The following is an 18,717-nucleotide window of genomic DNA, read 5'->3' as shown; positions in this document are numbered from 1 at the left end:
GCCTTTCGTGTCATGTCAGTCGTGAGAACCCGCTCGTCCGCGGCCCCATGCCGCGGATGAACATCCATCGACGAGGCCGGTGGAAGTCCGTTCCGTCGTCGATGTGGATCAACTCTAGGTCGACGGGCTGGCGATGAAACTCCCCGCGAGAGGGCATCGATGGGGGCCACCGGAAGGGGAGATGCACCGTTTCGTGCAGCGCGCCGCGCTCCAGCACCACCACGCGTTCCGCTCCGGCGATCGTGTCCGGCCGGTGCGCGATGATCAGCCGCGTCAGCGGCAGATCGGCGAGGCGGGCCGCCACCGCGCGCTCGCGATCGACGTCCAGGTGGCTCGTCGCCTCGTCCAGCGCGAGGATCTTCGGCTCGCGGTACAGCGCCCGCGCCAGCAGCAGTCGCTGCTTCTGACCGCCCGACAGCCCGCCGCCCAGATCGCCGACCAGCGTCTGGTAGCCCATCGGCATCGCGCGGATGTCGTCATCGATCTGCGCCAGCACCGCGCAGGCCCGCACCCGCGCCAGGTCTTGCCTCGCGTCGAAGAACGCGATGTTGTCCGCCAGCGAGCCGCTCAGCAGCACGTCCTCCTGCATCACCGTGCCGATGCGGCCGCGCACGTTCTTCAGGCCCAGTTGCCGCAGCGGGATGCCGCCGTAGCGCACCTCGCCCTCGACCGGCTCCAGCAGGCCCAGCAGCACCTTCAGCAGCGTCGTCTTGCCGGCCCCGCTGGGCCCGGTGATCGCGATGCTCTGGCCCGCCGGCACCGTCAGGTCCACATGGCGCAGGATCCACGGCTCGCGCTCGCCGTAGCGGAAGCTGACGTCACGCAACTCCAGGCTCGCGTCCAGGTGCGCGAGGTCGTTGGCGGCCGTTTCGTCAGGCTCGGGCGGCTCCAGCGCGATGTCGGCCAGGCGCTCGGCGTGCAGGCCGAGCATGCGGAACTCGACCGCGAAGTCGATCAGCGCCGACACCCGCCCGGTGAACTGCGTCCGGTAGCTGAGGAACGCGAACAGCATGCCCACCGTCATCGTCACGGTGCCGGCCTGCTGCCCGTCCAGGATCAGGCCGGCGCCCAGGTAGAGCACCGCCAGGTTCTCCACGCCGAAGACGAAGGCGTTGGCCGCGCTCATCGCCATCGCCAGTCTGGCGGTGCGCACGTCGCGGTTCTGCACCTCGACGATCAGGTTCTGCCATTGCGCGCCGCGCTCCTGCTCGCGGCCGAACAGCTTCAGCGGCGTCATCGCGCGCAGCGTCTCGAGGAAGTGCGTGTGCTCGCGCGCGGCGACCACGAGCCGTTCCGCGGAGGCCTCCTTCAGCGGCCGGTAGGCGGCCCAGCGCAGCAGCCCGTACACCGCGACGGCGCCGATCACGACGAGCGCCAGCGGCCACGCGTAGAGCGCCATCATGACCAGCGCCGCCACGGCCATCAGGCCGTCGAGCACGGCCTCGACCGCGGAGCTGGTCAGCGTCTTCTGGATCGCCTCGACGGCGCCGAAGCGTGAGGTGATGTCGCCCAGGTGCCGGCGCTCGAAGAAGCCGACCGGCAGGCGCATCAGGTGGGCGAAGGTGTTGCCGCGCCACTGCAGCGACAGCGTCTGCGACAGCAGGATCAGCATCCACGAGCGCGCCAGGCCGAGCGCCGTCTGCGTGACGAGCAGCAGGCCGAAGCCGATCACGAGCACCTTGAGCAGGTCGCGGTCGCCGGAGCTGAGCACGTCGTCGACGATGAGCTGGTTGCACAGCGGCGCGACGATCGCGAAGAGCTCCAGCACCAGCGCGACCAGCAGGACCTGCGTCAACGAGCGGCGCAGCCCGAGCACCTTGCCGGTGAGCGCGCCCAGCGACACGCGCGGCGCGGGGGCGACGGGCCGGAAGGCGGCGTTCGGGGTGAACTCGACGGCGACGCCGGTGAAATGCGCGGAGACTTCGGCGACCGTCAGCCGCCGCGCGCCGACGGCGGGATCGAGCACGGTGACGGCCTGGCCGCGCACCTTCGTCAGCACGACGAAGTGGTTCATGTCCCAGTGCAGGATGCAGGGCAGCGACAGCTTGCCCAGCAGCGACAGGTCCAGCTTCAGCGGACGGCCGGAGAAGCCCAGGCCGGCGGCGACGTCGAGCAGGTCGCGCAGCGCCATGCCCTTCAGCGCGGCGGGGAACCGGGCGCGGAGTTCGGGCAGCGTCACGGCGGTCCCGTGCGCCGTGGCGATCATGGCCAGGCAGGCGAGGCCGCATTCGGCGATCTCGGACTGCAGGACGAGGGTGGGACGCGCGGTCATGGCCGGACCCGCCCGGCCGTCGCGAGCAGCGGCTCCAGCAGCCACTCCCAGATGCGCCGGCGCTCCAGGGTCACGTCGGCGTCCAGCGCCATGCCGGCGCGCAGCGGCACCGCCACGCCGTACGCGGCGATGTCGTCCCGGTCCAGGCGGACGTCGATCCGGTACAGCGGCTCGTTGGCCTGCGCCGCGCTGACCAGCGCCTGCGCCTGTCCCGCCGGCAGGTCCTGCGGCGCGATGGGTGTCGGACTCACCTGGGCGACCTCGCCCCGGGCCATGCCGAACTTCTGGTACGGATAGGCGGCGTAGCGCAGCCACACCGGCTGGCCGGGCTGCACGAAGCCCACCGTGCGGCTCGGCGCGTACAGCTGGGCGAGGAGTCTCGGCGCAGTGCCCGGCGCCGCATCCGGCGGCCTATCCGGCGGCGTATCCGATGGTGTACCCGATGGCAGACGCGGCGTCCTGCCCGGCGCCGACGTGCGGGATGCCGCAGTGCCGGGTGTCGACGTGCCGGGTGCGGACATGCCGGGTGTCGGCACCAGGGTGACCAGCGTCTGGCCGGCCTGGACCGCCTGTCCGTTGCGGAAGGGCAGGGCGCTGACGCGTCCGTCGCGCGGCGCGGTGACGGCGACGCCGGCCCGGGCCTGCAGCTCGGCGCGCTCCTGCGTGAGTTGCGCGGCAACGCGATCGAGCTGTGTCAGCGAGGTGGCCAGCCCCGTCGGAATCGAAGCGAGTTCCGATGCCAGCGACTGCGATTCGCGCGTCAGCGTCTCGATGGCGCGCTGCGCGCTGCGCTCCCGCGCGCGGAGGTCGAGCAGCTCCTCGTCCTTCTGCTGGGCCTGGATCTCGGACACGTAGCCGCTCGCGGCGAGGGCCGCATACCGCTTCAGGCTGCGCTGCGCGAGTTCGACGCGCTGGCGGACCATGTCCTGTTCCTCGGTCGCCTGCGACGTTTCGACGCGCAGGCTGCGCAGGCGCGCGACGATGGTCTCGCGATGCTCGTCCGCCTGCCGGCGTTGCAGCCGGCGTTCGGTCTCGAGGCTCTCCCGCCGTGCCTCGATCGCGCGCAGGTTGAGCACCGTCATGTCGCCGCCGTCGACCAGGCGTTCGCTGCGCACGCGCACCAGGGCCTGTCCGCGTCGCACCAGGTCGCCCTCGTCGACCAGCAGCTCCTCGACCTGGCCGGCCAGCGGCGCCGCCACCTGCAGCAACCCGCCGACGGGCATCAGCAGCCCCGGCACGCGCGCCTTGCGCGAGACCTGCCCGATCAGCGCGAAGCCGATCAACGCCATCGCCAGCACCGTCGCGATCGACGCGACGAGCGCGAATTCCGGCCGCTGCGCGACGCGGATGCTCCCCATCCATGAGGCCTGCCGGGACTCCAAGACTGCTGCTCGAAACATGGGATGACTGCTCGTTCCAGACGCCGCGCGTGCGGCAACGGATCCGATTCTTGGGCGGTTCCCGGCGCGGCGACAGGGGGTACGGAAAGGCTTCGACAGAGGATTGACTTCGCTCTGGCGCGATGCTTCGGACCAGGCTTCCGCGCCGTCGATGACGGGGATGTGTGGCGGGCCCACTCGTCGAAGTCGGTCGGTCATCCCCGATGTGTGATCGAGGACCCGTCGGAGGCACCAGAACGAGGCGGGACACCGGCGGATCCCGCGAGGCGGCCGAGGCGCGATGGCCGAGGTCCGCGATGCAAAGAGCGGCCCGGATGTGGCGCGGCGCCCACGCCGGTGAGGGCGGGCGCCGCGCGGGGGCCGGTCGTTGCCTGTCGCCGGGGGCGACGGCGGGCTTACTTCTTGCGGTCCTTCATCTGGGCCGCGGCGTACTGCTTGACCTGGTCGAGCGTGACCGCGCCGGTCTTCTGCGTGTCGACCTCGTCGAAGTGCTTGGCCAGGCGGGGCATGCCGGCCTCGGCTTCGGCCTTGGTGAGCTTGCCGTCGTGGTCCTTGTCCGCGGCGGCGAACCGGTCCTCGAGCTTCTGGGCGGCCTTGCCGTTCTGAGCCTGCGCGGGCAGGGCGGTGAGGGCCAGGGTGGCGACCACGGCGCCGGCCATGGCGGTCAGGACTGCTTTCATGTGAACTCCGCTGAAGTGGAGCCCCGAGCATCGCTGCGGCTTGCGCTGCCGTCGATGACGCGCCGGTAAAGCTTCGTCAACGGGTGTAGCTGTCTACACTGGCGCCCCTTTCTCGAATCCCTCCATGCAAGCGCTCCTCGACGCCATCGCCACGCTCCAGCGGCCCACCGACGCCTGCCGCGTCTTCCACGGTCGCGGCGGCCGTTTTCCCGGCTGCGAGCAGTGGGCTTTGGATGCCTATCCGCCGGTGTTCCTGCTGACCAGCTTCGCGCCGGTCACCGAGGAGGAATTGATCCGCATCGGCGATGCGCTCACTGCGCGCTGGGCCGAGATCGCGCCGGGCGAACCGCTGAACTGGCTCTTCCAGCACCGCGACGAGAACCGGCCCACGAACCGCCTGATGGCCGGCGCGCTGCCCGACGAGCATGTCGTCGAGGAAGACGGCGTGCGTTTCCACGTCAACCTGCCGCACGGTCAGAACCACGGCTTCTTCCTCGACATGGCCGAAGGCCGCCGCTGGGTGCGGCGCTGGGCACAGGCGCACCCCGGCGGGTCGGTGCTCAACCTCTTCGCCTACACCTGCGCGTTCTCGGTCGTCGCGCGGCACGCGGGCGCCGCGTCGGTGGAGAACTACGACATGGCGCGCGGCCCGCTCGCGACCGGCCGGCGCAACCACCAGCTCAACGGCGTGCAGGACCGCGCCGCGTTCCACGCGCACGACATCTTCAACTCGTGGGGAAAGATCCGGCGCGGCGCGCCCTACGACCTCGTCGTGCTCGATCCGCCGAGCTACCAGAAGGGCAGCTTCGTCGCGACCAAGGACTACGCGCGGCTCGCGCGCAAGCTGCCCGAGCTGCTGGCACCCGGCGGCCATGCGCTCGTGTGCCTGAACACGCCCAAGCTCGGCCCTGATTTCCTGCGCGAGACGATCGCGGCGGAAGCGCCGGATCTCGAATTCATCGAACGCGTCGCCAACCCCGAGGCTTTCGCCGACGTGTCGGACGAACGCTCGTTGAAGGTGCTGGTCTACCGTCAGCCACGCTGACAAACCAGACCGCTAACATCCGCCCGCGTCGCAGCCGCCTCGTGGGCTCGCGCCCGATACCTCGTCACCACCTTTCATCTGCAATCCACAGGGAGTCAATCATGGGCATGGTCGTTTTCTTCCAGGCGATCGACGCCGAGCGCCTTCAGGCGGTCAAGGACGATCCGGACCGTCTGGCGGAGATCCTCTTTCCGGAAGACGAGGGCGAGGACGATGGCGAAGAGGGCGGCGGCGTCGACGAGATCGACATCGACAAGGCCTGGCACGGTCTGCACCATCTGCTGGGTCTCGTGACCGGCGACGAGGAAGCGCCCGCGGCGCGGGCGATCCTCGGCGGGACGGAGATCGGCGAGGACGACGGCTACGGCCCGCCCCGCTACTTCGATCCGGAGGAGGTCCGCGAAATCGCGGCGGCGCTGGACGAGATCACCGAGGAACAGCTCTCGGCCGTGTTCGATCCCGCCAGGATGACCGCCGAAGGCATCTATCCCGAATCGATCTGGGCGGACGAAGGGCAGGAGGCGCTGGACTACCTGCTCGGCTACTACCCCGAGATGGTCGACTTCTACCGCCGCGCCGCCGAGCGCGGCGACGGGGTGCTGCTCGGCATCTCCTGAGTCAGAAGCTCCTCGCCTCGATCGCTTCCCTGACGCGGTCGAGCGCGACGCGCAGCCGCGCGATGTCCACCGATCCGAGCGCCAGCCGGATGGCATGCGGCACCTGCTTCGTCGTGGCGAAGGGCTCGGCCGTCGACACCGACACGCGCTCGCGCTGCAGCGCCATCGCGACCTGGTCCGCACGGACCTCCTCGCCCAGCGGCAGCCACACGAAGTAGGACGACGGATGGCCGACGCGATTCATCGCGCCCAGTCGCTCGGCCACGAGCCGCTGGCGCCGTGTCGCGTCCTCGCGCTTCTGCGTTTCGAGCCGCGACACCGTGCCGTCCTCGAGCCAGCCGGCGGTGATCGCGGTCATCACGCCCGGCGTGTTCCAGGTCGTCGCGCGGATGGCGCGCTCCAGCGCGTGGACGCAGTCCGCCGGCGCCACCGCGAAGCCCACCCGCAGTCCCGCTGCGACGCTCTTCGAGAAGCCTGAGACGTAGACGGTCCGCTCCGGCGCCAGCATGGCCAGCGGCGGCGGCGGATCTTCGGCGAGGTAGGCGTAGGCGCCGTCCTCGACGATCAGCAGGTCGTGCCGCCGCGCCAACGCCACCAGCTCGCGACGCCGTGTCGCCGCCATCACCCAGCCCAGCGGGTTGTTCAGCGTCGGCATCGTGTAGATCGCCTTCACGCGACGGCGCCGGCACAACGCCTCGAGCGCGTCGAGGTCCGGCCCCGCGCCGGCCGACGGCACCGACGCCAGCTCCAGCCGCTGCATCTCGGCGAGCAGGCGGAAGCCGGGGTAGGTCAGCGCGTCCACGGCGACGACGTCGCCCGGTTCCAGCAGCGCCATCAGCGTCACGGCCAGGCCGTGCTGTGCGCCGTCGACGATCAGCACGCGGTCGCCCTCGACCGTCAGGCCGCGTCGCGCGAGATGGCGCGCGATCGCCGCGCGGTCGGCGGGACGGCCGCCATGCGGCTGGTAGCGCAGCAGCGCCTCCAGGTCGCCGGCGCCGGCCAGCTGGCGCAACGCGCCGCGCAGCAGGTCGGCCTGCCCCGGCAGCGACGGATAGTTGAAGCTCAGGTCGACCATGTCCGCCGCCACCGCGTCCAGGTCCACGCCCTGGCCCGTCGCGAGGGCTGTCTCCTTGACGAAGGTGCCGCGGCCTGTCTCGCCGCTGATCAGCCCCATCGTCTGCAGCTCCGCGTAGACCCGTGTCGCCGTCACCAGCGCGAAGCCCTCGCGCCCCGCGAGCTCCCGGTGCGTCGGCAGCCGCGCGCCGGGCGGCAGCACGCCGGTCCGGATCTCGGCCGCCAACCGGTCCACCACCGCCTTGTACCTGGGCTGCGCCATGCCTTCCGCCTCCGCTCCAGGCGTCGTTCCGCCTGTATCCATGACAATTCTTTGATTGTATTGGTACGCTCGCCTACGCTGCGTCCTCTCTTCCCATCGAGGCATCGAGGACATGGACACCGCATCGCGAGGCTGGCTGAACGGATTCATCGGCATGCTGATCTTCAGCGGCTCGCTGCCGGCGACGCGCGTCGCGGTGGCGGACTTCGATCCGGTCTTCCTCACGGCGGCGCGCGCCACGATCGCAGGCGCGCTCGCGCTGCTGGCCCTGCGGGGGCTGCGGGCGCCGCGTCCGACGCGCGCGCAGGCGGTGCCGCTCGTCATCGTCGCGGTCGGTGTCGTCATCGGCTTCCCGCTGCTGACGGCGCTGGCCTTGCAGCATGTGACCTCGGCGCACTCGGTCGTGTTCATCGCGCTGCTGCCCCTGTCGACGGCCGCGTTCGGCGTGCTGCGCGGCGGCGAGCGGCCGCGGCCGGTGTTCTGGATCTTCTCGGTCCTCGGCAGCCTGCTGGTCATCGGCTTCGCTGCGGCCCAGGGCCTCACCGCCTCGCCGGCCGGCGATCTGCTGATGCTCGGGGCCATCCTCGTCTGCGGGCTTGGATATGCGGAAGGCGCCAAGCTCTCGCGCACGCTCGGCGGCTGGCAGGTGATCTGCTGGGCGCTCCTGCTGTCGCTGCCGGCAATGCTCGCGCTGGCGCTGTGGCGGCTGCCCGCCAGCGTGGCGGGCGTGGGCGCGGCGGCGTGGGTGGGACTCGGCTACGTGTCGCTGTTCAGCATGTTGATCGGCTTCGTGTTCTGGTACCGCGGCCTGGCCCAGGGCGGCATCGCGGCCGTCGGCCAACTGCAGTTGCTGCAGCCGCTGTTCGGCCTGGCGCTCGCCGCCGGGCTGTTGCACGAATCGGTGAGTCCGGCGATGCTCGCGGTCACCGTCGCCGTCATCGGATGCGTCGCCGGGGCAAGGCACTTCTCGCGCGCTCGCTGAGGGCACGCGGGAGTCTCCCTTGCCCGCTGCCGCCGCCGGTGGATCGGGCAAGTTTCCCGTCGCATCAGGCAAGCCATGGCCCCCGGCGTCTCCCTAGACTGCCCGGGGTCACGACGCAGCAATCAGGAGATGGACATGGGTGCTCGCTTCGCATGGGATCCCGCGTGGGGATCCTCGTGGTCATGGCCGCTGCCGTCGCCCTGCGCGATGGCGTGCACGGCCGTGCTGGGACTCGCGGCCGTCACGCCGCCCGTCCACGCCGCCGACGATCCCGGCAACTTCCAGCCGACGCCGATCTCGGCGACGCCGAACCGGCAGGACGGGCTCGCGGCCTTCGCGCAGCTGGAGCGCGTGCTGAAACATCCGCGATGTCTGAACTGTCACGTGCCGGACTCCCCGCTGCAGGGCGACTTCAGCCGCCTGCACTACCCGCCGGTGCAGCGCGGCGCGGACGGCAAGGGCGTCGCGCCGCTGCAGTGCACGACCTGCCACTCGACGCAGAACAGCCCGCTGCCGCACGCGCCGCCGGGGCTCGAGACCGACGGCAAGCCCGGCTGGCACATGCCGCCGGCGACCATGAAGATGAACTGGGTCGGTCTGCAGGGCGCGGCGCTGTGCAAGGTCTTCCGCGAGCCCAGGACCAACGGCCACCGCTCGCTGGCGATGCTCGAACAGCACATGGTCACCGACCATCTCGTCGCGTGGGGCTGGAAGCCCGGACCGGGACGCGCGCTGCCGCCGCTGGACAAGGCGACCTTCGACGAGCAGGTGCGGACCTGGATCCGCAACGGCGCGCCCTGCGACGCCACCGAGCCGCTGCGCAAGTCCGTCGGCACGACGAAGGCCGACGCGACGCAAGGCGTCGTCGAGCACCTGCGCGCGCTCGCCACGAGCGGCACCACCGCTGACAACGGCACCCGCGCCACCAACGGCCAGCAAGCTTCGAGGAGCCAGCCATGATCTCGTTCCGTCTCAACGGACAAGCGCAACAAGTCGACGTCCCGGGCGACACGCCGGTGCTGTGGGTCCTGCGGGACACGCTGGGCATGACGGGCACGAAGTTCGGCTGCGGCATCGCGGTCTGTGGCGCCTGCACGGTGCACATCGACGGCGAGCAGCGCCGCGCCTGCGTCACGCCGATCGAATCGGTGGCCGGTCAGCAGATCACGACCATCGAGGCCATCGGCGGCGACCGCATCGGCCTGGCGGTGCAGGACGCCTGGGTCAAGCACGACGTCGTGCAATGCGGCTATTGCCAGAGCGGCCAGATCATGGCCGCGGTGGCGCTGCTCAAGACCAATCCCAAGCCCAGCGACGCCGACATCGACGCCGCCATGAGCGCCAACCTCTGCCGCTGCGGCACCTACGTGCGGATCCATGCCGCCGTCAAGGACGCCGCCTCGGCGCTCGCCTGAAGGAGCACGACATGCGACCCATGTTCCAGTACCTGAGCGGCGAGTTGCCTGAGGGCATCGACGATCCCGCCGGTTCCACCGGCGCCGTGACAAGCGAAGCGAGCGAGATGCGCGGTCTTGGCCGCCGCGTCTTCCTGAAGATGAGCCTCGCCTCCGGCTTCGCGCTGTATGCGACCGGCGCGGGCGCGCAGGAGTCCGCGGGGAGCGGTGCTTCTGCCGCAAGCGCACCCGGTGGCGCAGGCGCGCCGGACGGCCTCAAGCCGTTCCAGCAGCCCTCGGCCTTCGTCGCGATCGATGGCGACGGCATCGTCACGGTGACGATCGGCAAGATCGATTTCGGCCAGGGCGTGCAGACCGCGTTGCCGATGCTGGTGGCCGAGGAACTGGACGCGGACTGGAGCAAGGTCCGCTGCGAGCTCGCGCCGGCTGGCGAGGCCTACAAGGATCCGTTCTTCCACATCCAGATGGTGGGCGGCTCGACCAGCATGAAGGCGTCGTGGCAGCAGTACCGCGAGATCGGCGCGCGGCTGCGCGCGATGCTGGTCGCCGCCGCATCGAAGCAGCTGAACACGCCGGCCGCGCAGCTGCGGACGGAGTCCGGCAGCGTCGTCGCGCCGGACGGACGGCGGCTCGGCTACGGCGTGCTGGCCAAGGCGGCCTTCGCCGAGCCGGTGCCGGCGACGGTCCAGCTCAAGGACCCGTCGCAGTTCAAGCTGATCGGCAAGCCGATGAACCGGCTCGACGCGCGCGCGAAGTCGACGGGTCGCCAGGACTTCGGCATCGACGTCAAGCTGCCGGACCTGCGCACGGTGGTGATGGTCCATCCGCCGGTCTTCGGCGGGAAAGTGGCGACGTTCGACGCGGCGGCCGCGCTCGCGGTGCCCGGCGTCGAGGAGGTCATCCAGGTGCCGCTGAGCAGCGGTGCGACGGGGCTCGCGATCATCGCCAACGGCTTCTGGCCCGCGCGCAAGGCGCGCGAGCTGGTGAAGGTCGACTGGAACCTGAGTGGCCTGGAGCGCGTCGACAGCGCGGCGCAGCTCGAGCAGTTCCGCGCGCTGGCGAAGCAGCCGGGCGCCTCGGTGCAGAAGGCCGACACCTCCGCGCTGGAGGCGACGGGCGCGGCGAAGGGCGGCAAGGCGGCACCGGGCCGCATCACGGCGGAGTACACCTTCCCGTACCTCGCGCACACGCCGATGGAGCCGCTGAACTGCACGATCGACTTCCGCGGCGATCGTTGCACGGTGTGGGTGGGCTCGCAGTTCCAGACGGTGGACCAGGCGCAGGTGGCGGGCGTGCTCGGCCTCAAGCCGGAGCAGGTCACGCTGAACACGATGACGGCAGGCGGCGGCTTCGGTCGCCGCGCGACGCCGACGTCGGACTACCTCGTCGAAGCGGCGCAGGTCGCCAAGGCGCGCCATGCCGCGGGCAAGCGCGGCCCGATCAAGATGATCTGGACACGCGAGGACGACGTGCGCGGCGGTTTCTACCGCCCGACGCACCTGCACCGCGTCGAGATCGCGCACGACGGCAAGGGCAAGGTCCTCGCGTGGAAGCATGTGATCGTCGGCCAATCGATCACGATGGGCACGCCGTTCGCGGACTTCATGGTGAAGAACGGCGCCGACGCGACGATGACCGAAGGTGTGGCGGAGAGCGCCTATCCGTTCCCGATCGCGCTGGACGTGCACCATCCGAAGGTCAACGTGCCGGTACTGTGGTGGCGCTCGGTGGGACACACGCACACGGCCTTCGTGATGGAGACGCTGGTCGACGAAATCGCGCGTGCGGGGAAGATCGACCCGGTGGCGTACCGGCGGCAGCTGCTCGCCAAGCATGAGCGTCACATCGCGGCGCTGGACCTGGCGGTCGAGAAGTCGGGCTACGGGAAGACGAAGCTGGCGAAGGGCCATGCGTGGGGCGTGGCGGTGCACGAGTCCTTCAACACGGTGGTCGCGTACGTGGTGGAGGTCTCGATCAAGGACGGCCGGCCGGTGCTGCACAAGGTGACGGCGGGGGTGCACTGCAACCTCGCGGTGAACCCGCGCACGATCGAGGCGCAGGTGCAGGGCGCGCTGGTGATGGGCGTCGGCATGACGCTGCCGGGCGCGCAGATCACCCTGAAGAACGGCGAGGTCGAGCAGGGCAACTGGAACGACTACCGCGTGCCGATCCACGTGGATGCGCCGAAGGTGGATCTGCACGTCGTGCCGTCGGCGGATCCGCCCACGGGGATGGGCGAGTGCGGCGTCCCGCCGATCGCGCCGGCGATGGCGAATGCGATGGCGGCGCTGACGGGGAAGCGGATCCGGAGTCTGCCGTTCCCGGTGTGATGCGGCGGCTACTTTCCGGAACAGCTCAGGGCACTGCCGACGACAGCGACAAGCATCGCCGGTAGTAGCCAGAGGACCGTGGAAAGAACGATCTTTCTCGGAGTCGACGCTTCGATCAGGTCGATCTGCGTGGCGGCGAGTTCGACCCGTTCGATCGACAACCCTGCGGAACCATGCGCCTTGATCTGAGCGCCTCTCCGTTGGAGATCGTCCCAGGACTCGGACACGTCTTCATTTCCGAGCTCATCGGACTGAACCATGAAGTCGATCGACAAGGCCAGACTCTGCGCGCGCTCCCCGCGCGTCGCTGGCGCTTTACCGCATGCGGCACATGGATCGAGACAGTGCGACTTGGCGCTGCCGCAATGAAAGCAGATGGCGGAAGGGATCACGGGGGACCTCCACGGAGACCATCAAAGGCAGTGCGGTTTCCAGCAAAGGCACATGCTGGGCTGAATGACGTGCGATGACCAGCGTATGGCGCAGTTTGGATGTTCATCGGACCAGGTCTCGCCCGATGGACGGTTCAGGCAGAGGGCCTCCTCTTGGGAGCATGCGCGTGATGTCCCGGATCGCTCCTGACCAGAGCCCGAAGTGCCCGCGATCCTGCATGGAGAACGTGCCTTCGACGAGGACATACCGTCCGTCGAGCTCGCGCCGTTCTTGCACGGACAGTCCCTCGACTTCCAGCCAGAGGCCGTTCTTCTGAATTCCCGCAGCTTCGTCGTCCCTGTGCAGATAGATCGCGTCGCCCTCAAATTCGAGGCGGACGAACCCAATGATCTGCACCCGCCTGCCGTCGAATTCCCAGGGTGTAGCGATCAGTTGAATCAGGGATGCGCTGGGCGGTTGCTGCTTGGGCATCAGAAAGAGGCCGATCACCGCAGCGACGGCCATGAGTGCGAAAAGTGCGATCCGAAGAATCATCCGGCGATCCACCATTTGCCGTTGTCGGCCAAGGAGGTGAGGAGGTGGTATGACATGGAGAACAGAGCCTGTACTCCTGTTGCGACGAGCCAGCGAGGATTCTGCCAACCCGCCAGCGGCGTGACCGGCGTGCTGGACCGGCGCTGGTCTTTGGTCATTCTGCAGCTGCGGGGTCAGTCGTTGCTCCGTCATGTCCATCGCCCAGAGCCGCGCTTACCGGTGTGCGCTGGCGGGTTGTTCGAGAAGTCTGCGCCGCACGAAACAAAACGACTTGAAACGCAACCCAGGCCGGGCGGTCCTCTCGCTACAAATGCAGTCCTGGCGAGGTGATGGGCCGAATGGGTCTGCCAATCACCCGCGCAGGATCAAGCATGGGTGGTGAATGATGTCGACGGCCGGAACGCAAACCGCAAGCCCCAACGAACGCTTCTTCGAAACAACCGCACGCGGAGGTCGAGCCTTACGCATCGCCATCGTCGGCGGTGGGCCCGGTGGGCTCACGCTCGCGCGCATCCTGCATCTCAACGGTTTCGCCACCACGGTGTTCGAGCAGGAGCCCGGTGTATCGGCGCGCACGCAGGGCGGGTCACTGGACCTGCATCCTGACGGGGGACAGTTGGCGCTGGCTCGGGCGGGTCTTCTGGAGGCGTTCCTCCAGCACGCCCGGCACGAGGATCAGGGCATGCGCGCCATGGATCCGACCGGCAAGGTCCTGTTCGACCGGGTCGATGCGCACGGGGAGATCGGCCGGAGATCGATCGCAAGCTGCTGCGCGACCTGCTGCTGCAGTCGCTTCCCGAAGGGACGGTGTGCTGGGATCGGAAGCTCGCATCGATCGTGCCCGTCGATGGCGGCTACACGCTTCGATTCGAGAACGGTGCGCAGGAAACCTTCGACCTGGTCGTCGGCGCGGACGGCGCCTGGTCGCGGGTCAGGCCCTTGCTCTCGGCGGTCAGGCCGGCGTACACCGGCCTGACGTTCATCGAGATCGGCATCGACGACATCGATGAACGATATCCGGCGCTCGGCGCGACGGTCGGCCATGGCATGTTGTCCGTCAAGGACGGGGAGCGGCGGCTTCTCGCGCAACGGAACGGCAACGGCCATGTGCGGATCTATGTCTCCCTGCGCCTGGACGAGCCGGAATTCGTCGATCGCCACATCGATCTCACGAGCCCGGCCGCTGCCCGGCGCGACCTGCTCCAGCGCTTCGAGGGCTGGTCGCCGCAGTTCCGGGACCTGATCCGCGTCTGCAACGACGAGATCGTCGCCCGCCCCATCTACGCATTGCCTGCCGACTTTGTCTGGACGAGCCGTCCCGGCGTGACCCTGATCGGCGACGCGGCGCATGTGATGTCTCCCGCCGGCGGGCACGGCGTCAACATGGCGATGCTGGACGCCGCCGAACTGGCGCGGCATCTCGTCGGCAATGCCTCCGCCGACGAGGCCGTCCGTGGCTACGAAACGGAGATGTTCGCGCGCATCGCGCCGCTTGCCGCCGAGGTGGCGCGGGGATGGGAGAACCACTTCAAGCGCTGAGCGCGCTGCGCGGCGGGCGCTCTGCTCGGCTGCCCGTCGTCCTGCTCCTGCGCTGGGATGCCGCCGCTCTCGCCAGGCAAGCTCCAGGTCTTGAACAGCATGTAGGTGCCGAACAGTCCTGTCAGACGTTCGTGCTCCTCTTCCTTCCAGATCTTCTGCAACTTCTCGACCATCACTTTGGCAGGAGCCGCCTGATCGGGACGCGCTGCAGACGCGGCGGAGCGCATCACCCGCAGGGTGCGCATCCGGGCAAGTGCACTCAGGACGTGGCGTTCGCCGTCTTTCTTGAAATACAGAGAAAGGGCCATGCCGAAGGCCAACGCGCATTTCAGGACGTCCGGTCCATTGGGAGGGATCTCGAAGTACTCCAAGTAATGTTCGATCAGGCCCCAAGTCGATGCCAGCTTGTAGTGAGGACTGGCCTCCGTGATCAGGGCATCCTTGGTGAACCCCATGACGCCCGCCATGTAGAGCTCGGTCAAGGTACCCGCCGCGCCCGCGTCGTCGGCGTTGGAAATGGACGTGTGCGCGTTCAGAGCATGGAAATCCAGCGCCAACGGCACCGGATCTGCGAATGCATTGCCCAGGACGAAAATCAGGCGACAGAATTCGCTCGTTTCCGAAGCGGCCACGGTCAGCGGTCCGACACCGCGTTCAAACTCAGAGCTGTCCATGAAAGTAAGAAGGGCACGGGAACCCGTGCCTTCGATGAATCAGAGGTTGCTCAGATATCCGTGAACATTCGCGACAGGTAGAACGGGTCTTTCACCTTCACCAGTCGAGCAAGCAATTCGGAGGACGAATCACTGGCGCGCTTTCCGGAATATCGCTTCTGGAGCTGCTGATGCCATGCCTCCGCCGCGTCCCACAGCTCCTTCGATTCAGACAGAGTTCTTGCGGCTTCTTGCGCCATCGCGTCAAGCTGCTCGAAATTCGGCAAGTCGGAGAACTTGATGATGTGGGACATTCGCTCCCTCCTTTCGGGAGAAACCGGAATCGACGTGGCAAATGCTAGGTCCGCCCATCGCCTCCGTCGATGACCTATCCCAGTAGAAACCTCACGGGGCCAGTCGTTGCCTCGCCACATCCCTGACCCAAGGCTGCGCTTCCCAATGCGCCTTGGCGAAGGCATCGATCCGCTCGCGGTAGGTCATCGACAGCCCGATCGCGTCGAGCCCTTCCAGCAGCATCCGCTGATGTCGCGGCAGCATGTCGAAGCGCGCCTCGACGCCGCCGGCACTGCGCAGCGTCAGCCTCTCGACGTCGATGGTGACGGCGTTGCCGGGCACCTGGTCCGCCTCGGCCATCAGCCGGAGCACGTCCGCCTCCGGCAGCGCGACCAGCAGCAGCCCGTTGCCCATGGCATTCGAATAGAAGATCTCGCCGAAGCCCGGCGCGACCACCGCGCGGATGCCTGCCTGCTGCAGGCCCCACACCGCGTGCTCGCGGCTGGAGCCGCAGCCGAAGTTGTTGCCGCCGAGCAGCACCGACACGCCGGCGTATTCCGGCCTGTTGAGGACGAAGTCCTCGCGCTCGCGGCCGTCGGCGTCGAAGCGGAGGTCGTAGAGCAGCCCGTCGCGCAGGCCGCGCTTGTCGATGCCGCGCAGGAACTGCTTGGGCATGATCTGGTCGGTGTCGAGGTTCTCGAGACGCAGCGCCGCGGTGCGGCCTTCGACTTGGCGGACGGGGTTCATCGCGGGATCTCCTGGGCTGTGGCGGCGGGGGCGAGGCGGCGGACGTCGGTGAGGCGGCCGGTCACCGCGGCCGCGGCGGCCATCGCGGGACTCATCAGGTGCGTGATCGCGCCGCGGCCCTGGCGGCCCTCGAAGTTGCGGTTGGTCGTCGACGCGCAGCGGATGCCGTCGGCCAGCACGTCGTCGTTCATCGCCAGGCACATCGAGCAGCCCGGCTGGCGCCATTCGAGGCCCGCGTCGAGGAACACGCGATCCAGGCCTTCCGCCTCCGCCATCGCGCGCACGGCGCCGGAGCCTGGAACGACCATCGCGCGCACGCCCGGCGCCACGTGGCGGCCGCGCAGCACGGAGGCCGCTGCGCGCAGGTCCTCGATGCGGCCGTTCGTGCAGGAGCCGATGAACACGTGCTGGATCGGCGTGCCTTCCAGCGCGGCGCCGCCGGCCAGGCGGGCGTAGCGCAGCGCGCGTTCGGCGCTCGCCCGCGTGGGGCCTTCGTCCATGCGCGAGGGATCCGGGATCGCCGCATCGATCGCGGCGACCTGGTCGGGACTCGTGCCCCAGGTGACCTGCGGCGCTACCTCGGCGGCATCGAAGCGGTGTTCGATGTCGAAGGCCGCGCCTTCGTCGCTGTGCAGCGTCGCCCAGTGGGCGAGGGCGGGCGCCCGCCATTCGCCGGCGAGATCGGGGCAGCGGGCCAGCACGTAGTCGGTCGCCGTCGCATCGGGCGCGATCAACGCGCCGCGCGCGCCGGCCTCGACCGCCATGTTGCACAGCGTGAAGCGGGCCTCGACCGACAGTGCGGTGATCGCTTCGCCGCAGAACTCGACGACGTAGCCGCGCGCGCCCTGGGCGCCGATGCGGCCGATGATCGCGAGGATCAGGTCCTTCGACGTCGTGCCGACCGGCAGCGCGCCGTCGACGCGGATGCGCATGTCCTTCGCGACGCGGTAGACCAGCGTCTGCGTCGCCAGCACGTGTTCCACCTCGGTGGTCCCGATGCCGAAGCCCAAAGCGCCCAGCGCGCCGTAGGTCGTCGTGTGGCTGTCGCCGCAGATGACGACCATGCCGGGACGGATCATTCCGTGCTCCGGCGCCACCACGTGCTCGATGCCCTGCAGCGCGTCGGTGGTGTCGAACAGCCGGATGCCGTGACGGTCGCAGTTGGCTTTCAGGTTGGTCGCCTGCAGCGCCGACGGCTTGTCGGCGATCACGCGCAGTTTCGGCGCGACCGGATGCGTCGGGATGATGTGGCTCACCACCGCCACGTTCTGGCCCGGCATCGGCACGCCGCGTCCCTGCTCGTGCAGTCCGGTGAAGGCCTGCGGGCTGGTGTACTCGTTCATCAGGTGCAGGTCGCAGAACAGCAGCACGTTCTGCTCGTCGAGCCCCGCCACCGTGTGGCTGTCGACGAGCTTGCGATAGAGGGTGCGCGGCGGGGTGCCCGTGAGCGTGGCGGTCATGGCTGGCTCTCCTGGAAGAACGGAAGCACGCGATCGAGCAATGGCTCCGGTGCCTCCTCGGGGATGTAGTGGCCGCAGGGCAGCGCCTCGCCGCGCACGTCGTCCGCGACGCCACGCCACAGGCTCAGCGGCTCGAAGCAGCGATGGACGACGCCTTCGCGGCCCCACAGCGCGAGCAGCGGCATCCGCAGCCGACGGCCGGCGGCGCGGTCCTCGCGGTCGTGGTCCAGGTCGATGCCGGCGCTGGCGCGGTAGTCCTCGCACAGGCCGTGCGCGGTGCCGGGCAGCGCCAGGCAGCGCTTGTACTCGGCCAGCGCGCGCGGGTCGAAGGGCGCGAGGCCGGCGCTGCGGCGGCCCATGACGTCGCGGAGGTAGGCGCCGGGGTCGGCTTCGATGAGGCGCTCCGGCAGCGGCGCCGGCTGGATCAGGAAGAACCAGTGCCAGTAGGCGCGCGCGAAGGCGACATTGGTGCCTTCGTACATGTCCAGCGTCGGCGCGATGTCCAGTAACGCGATTCGTCGCACCGCGGCCGGCGCATCCATCGCGAGGCGGTGCGCGACACGTCCGCCACGGTCGTGCGCCAGCACGTCGAAGCGCTCGTGGCCGAGCTGGCGCATCACGCTCAGCATGTCGGCCGCCATGGTGCGCTTGCTGTAGGCGGCGTGGTCGTTGGGCACCGAGGGCGACTGCAACGCCTCGGGCACCTCCGGCTTCGACGAATCGCCGTAGCCGCGCAGGTCGGCTGCGATGACCGTGAAGTGCTCGGCCAGCGTCGGCGCGACCTTGTGCCAGATCGCGCGCGTCTGTGGATGGCCGTGGAGCAGCAGCAGCGCGGGTCCGGTGCCGCCCATCGTGAGATGGATGCGGACGCCGTCGGCCGTGGGCAGGCTCAGATGCTCGAAGCCGGGGTACAGCGCATCGAGTCCGTGGGAAGCAGCGGGCATGGGAAGACTCCTCGTTGGCCCCGATTCTGGAAGTGAATGCAGGGCACATAATTTCCGCTTCGGCAGTTCTTTCGTT

20 protein-coding genes and 1 pseudogene are annotated in these 18,717 nt (G+C 69.2%); 8 read left to right on the top strand and 13 right to left on the bottom strand.

What is annotated here, in order from left to right:
- Window positions 1-10: 10 nt before the first annotated feature.
- The 3 genes from ACQ859_RS26775 to ACQ859_RS26765 all read right to left on the bottom strand — a co-directional run bounded on the left by ACQ859_RS26775 (window position 11) and on the right by ACQ859_RS26765 (window position 4,352).
- The gene (locus ACQ859_RS26775) at window positions 11-2,272 is read right to left on the bottom strand and encodes a peptidase domain-containing ABC transporter (RefSeq protein WP_431263520.1); all 2,262 of its coding nucleotides are present in this window, start codon (window positions 2,270-2,272) and stop codon (window positions 11-13) included.
- Entirely contained in the window at window positions 2,269-3,630 is a 1,362-nt protein-coding gene (locus ACQ859_RS26770) for an HlyD family secretion protein (RefSeq protein WP_431263519.1), read from the bottom strand. The genes ACQ859_RS26775 and ACQ859_RS26770 overlap by 4 nt, the downstream gene beginning before the upstream one ends.
- Window positions 3,631-4,067: 437 nt before the next feature.
- Complete coding sequence (locus ACQ859_RS26765; RefSeq protein ID WP_431260858.1) at window positions 4,068-4,352, bottom strand: EF-hand domain-containing protein; 285 nt, start codon at window positions 4,350-4,352, stop codon at window positions 4,068-4,070.
- A gap of 124 nt (window positions 4,353-4,476) precedes the next feature.
- Here ACQ859_RS26765 and ACQ859_RS26760 point away from each other — a divergent pair, with 124 nt between their 5' ends.
- Complete coding sequence (locus tag ACQ859_RS26760; protein ID WP_431263518.1) at window positions 4,477-5,397, top strand: class I SAM-dependent methyltransferase; 921 nt, start codon at window positions 4,477-4,479, stop codon at window positions 5,395-5,397.
- A gap of 101 nt (window positions 5,398-5,498) precedes the next feature.
- Entirely contained in the window at window positions 5,499-6,014 is a 516-nt protein-coding gene (locus ACQ859_RS26755; RefSeq protein WP_431263517.1) for a YfbM family protein, read from the top strand.
- Window position 6,015: 1 nt separating this feature from the next.
- Here ACQ859_RS26755 and ACQ859_RS26750 read toward each other — a convergent pair whose 3' ends face one another.
- On the bottom strand, window positions 6,016-7,350 hold the full coding sequence (locus tag ACQ859_RS26750) for a PLP-dependent aminotransferase family protein (RefSeq protein WP_431263516.1): 1,335 nt from the start codon (window positions 7,348-7,350) through the stop codon (window positions 6,016-6,018).
- A 112-nt stretch (window positions 7,351-7,462) separates the two neighbouring features.
- Between ACQ859_RS26750 and ACQ859_RS26745 the strand changes: the two genes are divergently transcribed.
- The 4 genes from ACQ859_RS26745 (at window position 7,463) to ACQ859_RS26730 (ending at window position 12,077) form a co-directional block, all read left to right on the top strand.
- The gene (locus ACQ859_RS26745; protein WP_431263515.1) at window positions 7,463-8,332 is read left to right on the top strand and encodes a DMT family transporter; all 870 of its coding nucleotides are present in this window, start codon (window positions 7,463-7,465) and stop codon (window positions 8,330-8,332) included.
- A gap of 135 nt (window positions 8,333-8,467) precedes the next feature.
- Window positions 8,468-9,292 (top strand): hypothetical protein, encoded by an 825-nt coding sequence (locus ACQ859_RS26740; RefSeq protein ID WP_431263514.1) that lies wholly within the window; start codon window positions 8,468-8,470, stop codon window positions 9,290-9,292.
- Window positions 9,289-9,747 (top strand): (2Fe-2S)-binding protein, encoded by a 459-nt coding sequence (locus tag ACQ859_RS26735; RefSeq protein ID WP_431260865.1) that lies wholly within the window; start codon window positions 9,289-9,291, stop codon window positions 9,745-9,747. The genes ACQ859_RS26740 and ACQ859_RS26735 overlap by 4 nt, the downstream gene beginning before the upstream one ends.
- A gap of 107 nt (window positions 9,748-9,854) precedes the next feature.
- The gene (locus ACQ859_RS26730; protein ID WP_431266661.1) at window positions 9,855-12,077 is read left to right on the top strand and encodes a molybdopterin cofactor-binding domain-containing protein; all 2,223 of its coding nucleotides are present in this window, start codon (window positions 9,855-9,857) and stop codon (window positions 12,075-12,077) included.
- 8 nt (window positions 12,078-12,085) lie between these two features.
- Here the strand turns inward: ACQ859_RS26730 and ACQ859_RS26725 are convergent, their stop codons facing one another.
- From ACQ859_RS26725 to ACQ859_RS26715, 3 genes are all read right to left on the bottom strand, one after another.
- The gene (locus ACQ859_RS26725) at window positions 12,086-12,469 is read right to left on the bottom strand and encodes a hypothetical protein (protein WP_431263513.1); all 384 of its coding nucleotides are present in this window, start codon (window positions 12,467-12,469) and stop codon (window positions 12,086-12,088) included.
- A 103-nt stretch (window positions 12,470-12,572) separates the two neighbouring features.
- Complete coding sequence (locus ACQ859_RS26720) at window positions 12,573-13,004, bottom strand: hypothetical protein (RefSeq protein WP_431263512.1); 432 nt, start codon at window positions 13,002-13,004, stop codon at window positions 12,573-12,575.
- Window positions 13,001-13,162, bottom strand: a complete 162-nt coding sequence (locus ACQ859_RS26715) for a hypothetical protein (protein WP_431263511.1) — start codon at window positions 13,160-13,162, stop codon at window positions 13,001-13,003. The genes ACQ859_RS26720 and ACQ859_RS26715 overlap by 4 nt, the downstream gene beginning before the upstream one ends.
- A gap of 224 nt (window positions 13,163-13,386) precedes the next feature.
- On the opposite strand from ACQ859_RS26715, the pseudogene ACQ859_RS26710 reads away from it, so the two are divergent.
- Window positions 13,387-13,620, top strand: a pseudogene (locus ACQ859_RS26710) (FAD-dependent oxidoreductase); the annotation flags it as partial.
- Here the strand turns inward: ACQ859_RS26710 and ACQ859_RS26705 are convergent.
- Window positions 13,591-13,740: a hypothetical protein gene (locus tag ACQ859_RS26705; protein WP_431266703.1), complete on the bottom strand. Its 150-nt coding sequence runs from the start codon at window positions 13,738-13,740 to the stop codon at window positions 13,591-13,593. The pseudogene ACQ859_RS26710 and the gene ACQ859_RS26705 sit on opposite strands and share 30 nt — an antisense overlap.
- A gap of 101 nt (window positions 13,741-13,841) precedes the next feature.
- On the opposite strand from ACQ859_RS26705, the gene ACQ859_RS26700 reads away from it, so the two are divergent.
- On the top strand, window positions 13,842-14,543 hold the full coding sequence (locus tag ACQ859_RS26700) for an FAD-dependent oxidoreductase (RefSeq protein ID WP_431263510.1): 702 nt from the start codon (window positions 13,842-13,844) through the stop codon (window positions 14,541-14,543).
- Here the strand turns inward: ACQ859_RS26700 and ACQ859_RS26695 are convergent.
- The 5 genes from ACQ859_RS26695 to ACQ859_RS26675 all read right to left on the bottom strand — a co-directional run bounded on the left by ACQ859_RS26695 (window position 14,462) and on the right by ACQ859_RS26675 (window position 18,641).
- Window positions 14,462-15,217, bottom strand: coding sequence for a hypothetical protein (locus ACQ859_RS26695; protein WP_431263509.1), 756 nt, complete (start codon window positions 15,215-15,217; stop codon window positions 14,462-14,464). The genes ACQ859_RS26700 and ACQ859_RS26695 overlap by 82 nt on opposite strands.
- A 50-nt stretch (window positions 15,218-15,267) precedes the next feature.
- Window positions 15,268-15,510 (bottom strand): hypothetical protein, encoded by a 243-nt coding sequence (locus ACQ859_RS26690; protein WP_431263508.1) that lies wholly within the window; start codon window positions 15,508-15,510, stop codon window positions 15,268-15,270.
- Window positions 15,511-15,601: 91 nt separating this feature from the next.
- Entirely contained in the window at window positions 15,602-16,237 is a 636-nt protein-coding gene (leuD, locus tag ACQ859_RS26685; RefSeq protein WP_431263507.1) for a 3-isopropylmalate dehydratase small subunit, read from the bottom strand.
- Window positions 16,234-17,697, bottom strand: a complete 1,464-nt coding sequence (leuC, locus tag ACQ859_RS26680; protein WP_431263506.1) for a 3-isopropylmalate dehydratase large subunit — start codon at window positions 17,695-17,697, stop codon at window positions 16,234-16,236. The genes leuD and leuC overlap by 4 nt, the downstream gene beginning before the upstream one ends.
- On the bottom strand, window positions 17,694-18,641 hold the full coding sequence (locus tag ACQ859_RS26675) for an alpha/beta fold hydrolase (protein WP_431263505.1): 948 nt from the start codon (window positions 18,639-18,641) through the stop codon (window positions 17,694-17,696). Before ACQ859_RS26675 ends, leuC begins: the two co-directional genes overlap by 4 nt.
- Window positions 18,642-18,717 lie beyond the last annotated feature (76 nt).

This window comes from Roseateles chitinivorans (assembly GCF_050632235.1).
GTDB lineage: Bacteria > Pseudomonadota > Gammaproteobacteria > Burkholderiales > Burkholderiaceae_C > Roseateles > Roseateles chitinivorans_A.
Note: the sequence above shows the minus strand (reverse complement) of the source record. Positions and strands in the feature narration are given on the sequence as shown.

Excerpts from the sequence above, each read along its gene's own strand:
- ACQ859_RS26775 (WP_431263520.1), bottom strand. The coding sequence starts at position 2,272 with ATGACCGCGCGTCCCACCCTCGTCCTGCAGTCCGAGATCGCCGAATGC.
- ACQ859_RS26770 (WP_431263519.1), bottom strand. The coding sequence starts at position 3,630 with ATGGGGAGCATCCGCGTCGCGCAGCGGCCGGAATTCGCGCTCGTCGCG.
- ACQ859_RS26765 (WP_431260858.1), bottom strand. The coding sequence starts at position 4,352 with ATGAAAGCAGTCCTGACCGCCATGGCCGGCGCCGTGGTCGCCACCCTG.
- ACQ859_RS26760 (WP_431263518.1), top strand. The coding sequence starts at position 4,477 with ATGCAAGCGCTCCTCGACGCCATCGCCACGCTCCAGCGGCCCACCGAC.
- ACQ859_RS26755 (WP_431263517.1), top strand. The coding sequence starts at position 5,499 with ATGGGCATGGTCGTTTTCTTCCAGGCGATCGACGCCGAGCGCCTTCAG.
- ACQ859_RS26750 (WP_431263516.1), bottom strand. The coding sequence starts at position 7,350 with ATGGCGCAGCCCAGGTACAAGGCGGTGGTGGACCGGTTGGCGGCCGAG.
- ACQ859_RS26745 (WP_431263515.1), top strand. The coding sequence starts at position 7,463 with ATGGACACCGCATCGCGAGGCTGGCTGAACGGATTCATCGGCATGCTG.
- ACQ859_RS26740 (WP_431263514.1), top strand. The coding sequence starts at position 8,468 with ATGGGTGCTCGCTTCGCATGGGATCCCGCGTGGGGATCCTCGTGGTCA.
- ACQ859_RS26735 (WP_431260865.1), top strand. The coding sequence starts at position 9,289 with ATGATCTCGTTCCGTCTCAACGGACAAGCGCAACAAGTCGACGTCCCG.
- ACQ859_RS26730 (WP_431266661.1), top strand. The coding sequence starts at position 9,855 with ATGCGCGGTCTTGGCCGCCGCGTCTTCCTGAAGATGAGCCTCGCCTCC.
- ACQ859_RS26720 (WP_431263512.1), bottom strand. The coding sequence starts at position 13,004 with ATGATTCTTCGGATCGCACTTTTCGCACTCATGGCCGTCGCTGCGGTG.
- ACQ859_RS26715 (WP_431263511.1), bottom strand. The coding sequence starts at position 13,162 with ATGACCAAAGACCAGCGCCGGTCCAGCACGCCGGTCACGCCGCTGGCG.
- ACQ859_RS26695 (WP_431263509.1), bottom strand. The coding sequence starts at position 15,217 with ATGGACAGCTCTGAGTTTGAACGCGGTGTCGGACCGCTGACCGTGGCC.
- ACQ859_RS26690 (WP_431263508.1), bottom strand. The coding sequence starts at position 15,510 with ATGTCCCACATCATCAAGTTCTCCGACTTGCCGAATTTCGAGCAGCTT.
- leuD (WP_431263507.1), bottom strand. The coding sequence starts at position 16,237 with ATGAACCCCGTCCGCCAAGTCGAAGGCCGCACCGCGGCGCTGCGTCTC.
- leuC (WP_431263506.1), bottom strand. The coding sequence starts at position 17,697 with ATGACCGCCACGCTCACGGGCACCCCGCCGCGCACCCTCTATCGCAAG.
- ACQ859_RS26675 (WP_431263505.1), bottom strand. The coding sequence starts at position 18,641 with ATGCCCGCTGCTTCCCACGGACTCGATGCGCTGTACCCCGGCTTCGAG.